Below are 5,700 nucleotides of genomic sequence, written 5' to 3' on the forward strand. Positions count from 1 at the left end.
CGTGTCTCTTCGTACCATCTTTGCCTAAAAACACAGCGTACTGCCGTGTTTCAAGCCGGTTTCGGTTTCGACACATTGATACAGACTGTTACAAATTTCGCGCCGCCGCAGAAATTATACTGCGCTGCACGCTTTGGGCGGAACGATAACAGGAACCCTGTCATACATTGCTCTTCGCGGCTTGTTCTTCACCTGATATATAGGGAATGGCTCTTAACCCGTTCGGAGAAAGGCGAATCGCCGATGAGTGTGCTCTCTGCACCTGTTTCTATGCACTCAGCCGTGCTGGAGGAGGATGCACCGATGGTGGACGCGGGCGCGTTGCTCCCCACCACGGCGGCGGCGTTCAATGCCTCGGTGGAAGGGCGCGGCTACCGCTGTCGTCTCTCGCCTCATGTTACCGCGAACGGCCAATTGGAATGGGCACTGCTGCCGACGGAAGGCGATGCGGCTCCGCTGCTGCTGACCGGCGAAACCTTGGAAGCGCGCGCCGTGGCGGGGGCTCTGCTGTTCCTGCGCGGGCTTGAAGAGGGGATCACGCTGGGCCGGTCCCAGGCGCAAGCCGCTTACGACGCCGATGTCGCCGACCGCGATGCCGCCTGCGACGCGCTGCTGGGCCAAGTGATCCGCCTGGAAACCATCGTCGAGGAAAGTGAAGCCGCCCAGGTCGCGGCGCGGGCGGAGGGGGAGCGGGTCCGGCTCGACTTTGAATCCGACCTCGATCAAGTGCGCGAAGAGTTGGACCAGCTTCGGCTCGACCGCATCGCCGCCGAACAATCGCTGGCGGCCCTCGCCGAAACGCGTAAAGGCGCGGAAGCGGCGCTTGAAGCCCTGCAAGACGAACGGCTGGTGGCGGAACGCCTCGCCACCGAAGCGCGACTGGCGGCGGATTCGCTGCGCCGTGAAGTCGCCCAACTGCGCGACGATCTCGACCGTGCCCGCCGCGAAACCGCTGCGGCGGTAGCCTTGCGCACGGCGGCGCTCGACGTAAAGCCCTTACCGATGCCGGAACCTCTGGTTCTGGCAACCCCGGCCCCGCTGACCGAAGAGGAAGAGTTCGAAGCCCTGCTGGCGGAGGAAGCCGCCGAGGCCGCGCGCGCGCCTGAAACCGGGGCAGCGCCCATCGCGCCGCCAGTCCGCCCGGCATCGATGAGCCAGCTTCTCACCGAAACGCTCAACTCCCCCTTCGCCAATATTCTGCCGCCGAGCCTGAGCCCCAGCTTGGCCCCGATTGCGGCGCTGGCGGCTCCCGCCCCGTTCGCGGCGGCCAAACCCCACGACAGCGCCTTCAGCCTGCCGCCGATTGTGATCGAGAAGCGCGATGCGCCCTTCGTCGCCCCGCCGCCGGTAACGGTCGATCCCGAGCCGATCCTCGCCCCCGATGCCGAAGACGGGCGGCTGGAGACGGAAGAGGAGTCCGACGCGCCGGGGATCGATGAGGAGTCGCCCGAAACGCCGACGGACTTAGCCCCGCTGCCCGTCGTTCGTGCTTCTTACACGCTGCCCGCTGCCGAAATGCTGACCTGCCCGCCCGCCGACCGCGAACAGGCAGTGGAAGATGAGGTGCTGGATACCAACGCGCGCCAGCTCGAATCGGTGCTGCAAGACTTCAACATCAAGGGCGAAATCGTCGATGTCCGCCCCGGCCCGGTGGTGACGCTCTATGAGTTCGAGCCGGCGCCGGGGACGAAATCGTCGCGCATTATCGGGCTCGCCGAAGATATCGCCCGCTCGATGTCCGCCGTCGCCGTGCGCATCGCCGTGGTGCCGGGCCGCACGGTGATCGGCATTGAACTGCCGAACCCCCAGCGCGAGATGGTCTATTTGGGCGAAATGCTGCGCTCGGACGCTTATTCCGCCTCGGACGCGCGCCTGCCGCTCATTCTGGGCAAGGATATCGGCGGCGTGCCGGTGGTGGCCGATCTCGCGAAAATGCCGCATTTGCTGATCGCCGGAACCACGGGGTCGGGGAAGTCGGTGGGGATCAATACGATGATCCTCTCGCTGCTCTACCGCCACGGGCCGAAGGATTGCCGCCTGATTATGGTCGATCCGAAGATGTTGGAACTCTCGGTCTATGCCGATATTCCCCATCTGCTGACGCCGGTTGTCACCGACCCCAAGAAAGCGGCGGTGGCGCTGAAATGGGCCGTGCGCGAAATGGAAGATCGCTACCGGGCGATGGCGCAACTCGGCGTGCGCAATATCGAAGGCTATAATGGCCGCGTCGCCGAAATGGAAGTCACCGGGGAACGGCCGATGCGCCGCGTCGCCGTGGGGGTCGACCGTGCCAACGGTCAGACGATTTTCGAAGATCATCCCATCGACCTCAAGCACCTGCCCTATATCGTCATCATCGTCGATGAAATGGCCGATTTGATGCTGGTGGCGGGCAAGGAAATCGAAGCCACCATTCAGCGCTTGGCGCAAATGGCGCGCGCGGCGGGCATTCATATTATCATGGCCACCCAGCGCCCCTCGGTGGATGTGATTACCGGCACGATCAAGGCGAATTTCCCCACGCGCATCAGCTTCCAGGTCACGAGCAAGATCGATAGCCGCACCATTCTGGGCGATGCCGGGGCCGAACAGCTCCTGGGCCAGGGCGATATGTTGCATATGGCGGGCGGCGGGCGCATTACCCGCGTCCATGCGCCCTTCGTGTCCGATCAAGAGGTCGAACAGGTCGTCCAATTCCTCAAAAGTCAGGGCCTGCCCGACTATGTGGAAGGCGTCACCACCGAAGAGGAGGTGGAGGAGGAGCGTGGCGGCCTCGGCCTTTCCGGCGGTTCCGGCGACGGCCCGCAGGACGAGCTTTACGATCAGGCGGTCGCCCTAGTGATGCGCGAGCGCAAGGCTTCGACCAGTTTCATTCAGCGCTACCTTCAGATCGGCTATAACCGCGCCGCGCGCCTCGTGGAGCGGATGGAGGCGGAAGGCGTTGTCGGCGCACCAAATCACGTCGGGAAACGGGAAGTGCTGCTGACCATTCGCCGGGAAACCTAAGCGAAATAATGCGAACGTATTAACCTTCCTTTAGACGCTTACCCGAAATGATACGGGTAAGCGTTCAACACAGGAAAGGTGGGTAGGTGGGTGGCATCGGGTAAGATCAATATTCTGTTTCTCTCGGCGGGCAATGCCATGCGGTCGATTTTGGCCGAGGCGCTGCTGAACCGGATCGCGTCTGAGCGTTTTCGCGCGTTTTCGGCAGGCAGCAGCCCCTTGTGCCGGGTCGATCCGCAGGCGGTCGCGCTGCTGCGAACCCTTGGGTACGATACCAAGGCGTTGCGCTCCAAATGCTGGGTGGAGTTTCTCGCCCCCACCGCGCCGGTAATGGATGTGATCGTTCTCATCGGCGGCACGATGCTGCGCACCGCTTGGCCGGGTGAGCCTTTGGTTCTAGAATGGCACATCCCGACCGAGCTTCAGCCGGATCACATCCTGTCGGACCAGGTTGCCCACATCTACGGTCTATTGGAAGCGCGCATCGCGCATCTTGCTTCGCAACCCTTGGACCTCTTCAAAGAGGCTTCCGGTGAAGAGAGCATAAGTTTGGTTGCTTAGGATAGATATTTTTTCTCAAAAAAGAAGTAGGTTTTCAGGCGTTCAAAAAATTAAACTCTGATTTTTTGAAATAATATCGTCATAAAAAATGCCCATATTACAGAGATTCAGGTGTTTCTGATCGATCTATGGGAGCCCAATGTGAGTATCCATTCGTCTCAGTTTACTGTTTTGTTTCTCTGCACGGGAAATTCTGCCCGCTCTATTCTCGCAGAAGCAATTTTAACCCAACTGGCCGGCGATCGGTTTCAGGCCTATTCGGCGGGCAGCCACCCCAAGAGCGAGGTCAATCCCTTTGCGCTCGACCTGCTGCGCCAGAAGGGCCATGACGTTACGGGCCTGCGCTCCAAAAGCTGGACCGAGTTCAGCCGACCGGGGGCACCGGCGATGGATTTCATCTTTACCGTCTGCGACGCCGCCCACCGGGAATCCTGCCCCGCGTGGCCCGGCGCGCCGATGACGGCCCATTGGGGCATGGCGGACCCCGCCGCTGTCATCGGGACCGATGCTGAAAAGCGCATCGCCTTCGAACGAACCTACGATCTGATGCGGCGGCGCATTCAAATCTATATAAATTTACCCCTCGGAACGCTCACGAAGCTTTCCCTGCTGAATTCGCTTACCGAGATTGGCCGGGCCGCCTAAAGGCCTCAATCCCCCGAAGCCCAGGCACTCACCTCGACAAGGCTGCGCTGACCCTGCACCAGCGCCGCCGCCGCCATGCCCGTGACCGCGCCGAATTTGAAGCCGTGGCCGGAACAGGCGGAAACCGCCAGCAGTCTATCCTGCTGGTGAAAAACGAAGCTCTCGCGCGGCTCGACCGTATAGAAGCAGACTTTCGGCTCTAGAATCCGGTAGCCGTCGAGATTGCGGAGATGCCCCCGACATTGCTCCACAACGGCGCGGGCCTCTTCAAGCGTCGCGGTGCGCGGGCCGTCCGGGTCGCCCTGGCGGGAGAATCGGTGATCGCCGATCTTCAGGCCCGTGCCGGGGATCGGCGGCACCAGATAATAGCCCGCATTATTGGCGCTGATGTTCAGCATCATCGGCATGCGCCGCCACGCCGCCACCGTCTCAGCGGGCGGCGCGACATAGACGATTACCTGCCGCGAGGGGGTAACGCGCGCGCCAAGCTCCGGCAGCAGCTTCGTTAGCCACGCCCCCGCCGCCACGACCACGCATCGCCGCCGAGGCGCTCGCCGCTGGCAAGCCTGACCTCTCCGCCCACGGGATCGACCGCGATCACCGGGCTGTGCGGGCGAATATCGAGCCCGGTGAAGGCCAAATGCCGCGCGAGACTTTGTATAATGCGTCCGCAGCGCAACGCCCCGCCGCTGCTCAGCCGATAGCCGCCGCTGGCAATCGCGGCCTCTTCCAGCAACGGATAATCGCGCGCTAAATCGGCCTCCGTCAGCCATTCCACCGCGTGCCCTTCGCGCAGGCCGATTTTTGCCAGCGTGTCGACGGTGGCGCGATTATCGGCGTGGCTCGGCCCGCCCAAGACCAGCGTGCCGGTTTCGACATAATGGCACTCGCCCAGATCGGACCACATCTCGTCCCAGGCAGCATAGGCTTCCGCTACCATGCGCGTGAAACCGAGGCGGGTGCCATAGGGGTAGCGGATCAAGCGATGGTCATCGACCGAGCTTCCAACCGGGTTGGGCAACGGCCCCTGTTCCAGCACCACGACCTCCGCCCCCGCCTTCTGCAAGGCCCAGGCGGTCGAGAGCCCCGCAATGCCGCCGCCGACGATAATCACCCGCATGATGCTTCCTTTTCCCGCAGAGATGCTTAGCCAAGCATAGGCGGCGGGGGAGGGGAAGGGGGGAGACGTAAATCATGACGAAAAAAAGACAAATAACGAAAATGCAGCCTAAGTCTTGTCTGGCCAGTACCCAAAAAAAAGCCCCGCGGAAAACCGCGGGGACAAGTTGAACAGGGAGGCTTCACGTCTGGGAGACGTAGGGTTTGAAAAAAACCCCTGGCCGGGAGGGAACCCGGCCGATTGCTGCGTCGCAACAATCACAAGAACAGACTTAAGGTCTTAAGCGTCTCAAAACTAGAGGCAAAATTCCGCGCCAGACATGCGCAACCCGCATGTCTTTGTCTCCCGGACATTTACGGAGCCTTAAA

General features: G+C 61.9%; 5 protein-coding genes. 3 read left to right on the top strand and 2 right to left on the bottom strand.

Going from position 1 to position 5,700, the window contains the following annotated elements:
• Window positions 1-243 precede the first annotated feature (243 nt).
• The 3 genes from VZ95_RS15565 (at window position 244) to VZ95_RS15575 (ending at window position 4,212) form a co-directional block, all read left to right on the top strand.
• Window positions 244-3,006, top strand: a complete 2,763-nt coding sequence (locus tag VZ95_RS15565) for a DNA translocase FtsK (protein ID WP_232302696.1) — start codon at window positions 244-246, stop codon at window positions 3,004-3,006.
• 90 nt (window positions 3,007-3,096) lie between these two features.
• Entirely contained in the window at window positions 3,097-3,567 is a 471-nt protein-coding gene (locus tag VZ95_RS15570) for an arsenate-mycothiol transferase ArsC (protein WP_052711833.1), read from the top strand.
• Window positions 3,568-3,708: 141 nt separating this feature from the next.
• Window positions 3,709-4,212, top strand: a complete 504-nt coding sequence (locus VZ95_RS15575; protein ID WP_456297705.1) for an arsenate reductase ArsC — start codon at window positions 3,709-3,711, stop codon at window positions 4,210-4,212.
• A 5-nt stretch (window positions 4,213-4,217) separates the two neighbouring features.
• Here VZ95_RS15575 and VZ95_RS28310 read toward each other — a convergent pair whose 3' ends face one another.
• On the bottom strand, window positions 4,218-4,745 hold the full coding sequence (locus VZ95_RS28310; protein WP_198148338.1) for an FAD-dependent oxidoreductase: 528 nt from the start codon (window positions 4,743-4,745) through the stop codon (window positions 4,218-4,220).
• Window positions 4,718-5,332, bottom strand: a complete 615-nt coding sequence (locus VZ95_RS28315; protein ID WP_052711835.1) for an NAD(P)/FAD-dependent oxidoreductase — start codon at window positions 5,330-5,332, stop codon at window positions 4,718-4,720. Before VZ95_RS28315 ends, VZ95_RS28310 begins: the two co-directional genes overlap by 28 nt.
• Between the last annotated feature and the right edge of the window lie 368 nt (window positions 5,333-5,700).

This window comes from Elstera litoralis (assembly GCF_000963705.1).
Classification (GTDB): domain Bacteria; phylum Pseudomonadota; class Alphaproteobacteria; order Elsterales; family Elsteraceae; genus Elstera; species Elstera litoralis.

What these genes read in the sequence shown, in the direction of transcription:
- VZ95_RS15565 (WP_232302696.1), top strand. Translation starts at nt 244, where the DNA reads ATGAGTGTGCTCTCTGCACCTGTTTCTATGCACTCAGCCGTGCTGGAG.
- VZ95_RS28315 (WP_052711835.1), bottom strand. Translation starts at nt 5,332, where the DNA reads ATGCGGGTGATTATCGTCGGCGGCGGCATTGCGGGGCTCTCGACCGCC.